This is a genomic window from uncultured Leptotrichia sp., assembly GCF_938036635.1.
GTDB classification, from domain to species: Bacteria; Fusobacteriota; Fusobacteriia; order Fusobacteriales; family Leptotrichiaceae; genus Leptotrichia; species Leptotrichia hongkongensis.
In genome coordinates, this window is sequence record NZ_CALHQO010000311.1 from 1 (window position 1) to 1,078 (window position 1,078).

Consider the following 1,078-nt stretch of genomic DNA (forward strand, 5'->3'; position numbering starts at 1 on the left):
AGGAATTGTCGCAATGGTACTTTAAAATAACTGATTATGCTGAAGAATTGCTGCAAGGGCACGAAGAACTTAGAGGGCACTGGCCTGAACAAGTTTTGACTATGCAAAAAAACTGGATTGGAAAATCGACTGGGTCTGAAGTTGACTTTATTTTGGATTATAAATTTGAAAATAATGGAAATTCACATTTGAAATTGAATGACAAGGGAGAAGTTGTAATTTCTGTGTTTACGACAAGACCTGATACGCTTTATGGAGTTACTTATGCAACTGTTGCACCAGAACATCCGTTGGTTGAGGAAGTTATTTTAAAGGAAAATCCTGGTATTAGAGAAAAAGTTGAAGCGATGAGAAATGAGGATAAAATCGCTCGTACAGCGGAAGATAAGGAAAAAGAAGGAGTATTTTCTGGACTTTATGTGATTAATCCTGTAAATGGAGAAAAAGTTCAGTTGTGGGTTGCAAACTATGTATTGATGGATTATGGGACAGGAGCTGTAATGGCGGTACCTGCACATGATGAAAGAGATTTTCAGTTTGCTAAGAAATATAACTTGGATTTGAAAATTGTTGTAAATCCTGTTGATAAAAATGGAAATTTAGAAGAAGTTTCTGTTGAAAAAATGGAAAATGCTTTAACAGTTCCAGGAGTATTGGTAAATTCAGAAGAATTTAATGGATTAAATAGTAATGAAGCAAAAGAGAAAATTACTGAAAAATTGGAAAAAATTGGGCTTGGTAAGAAAACGGTAAATTATAGACTTCATGACTGGTTGATTAGTAGACAAAGATATTGGGGAACTCCGATTCCTGTGATTTATGATGAAGATGGGAATATTTACTTGGAAGAAGAAGAAAACTTGCCTGTGAAACTTCCTGCTGATATTGAATTTAATGGGAAAGGAAATCCGCTTGAAACTTCGGAAGAGTTTAAGAATGTGATTTTGTCGAATGGGAAAAAAGGTAGAAGAGAAACTGATACGATGGATACTTTCGTTGACTCGTCTTGGTACTATTTGAGATATTTGGATTCTCATAATGCGGATAAGCCATTTGAAAAAGCTGACGCAGATGCTTG

At 35.1% G+C, this 1,078-nt stretch carries 1 protein-coding gene; it reads left to right on the top strand.

Going from position 1 to position 1,078, the window contains the following annotated elements; translation table 11 throughout:
* The coding region (locus Q0370_RS06260; protein WP_299573535.1) for a class I tRNA ligase family protein at positions 1 to 1,078 on the top strand (1,078 nt) is incomplete at both ends.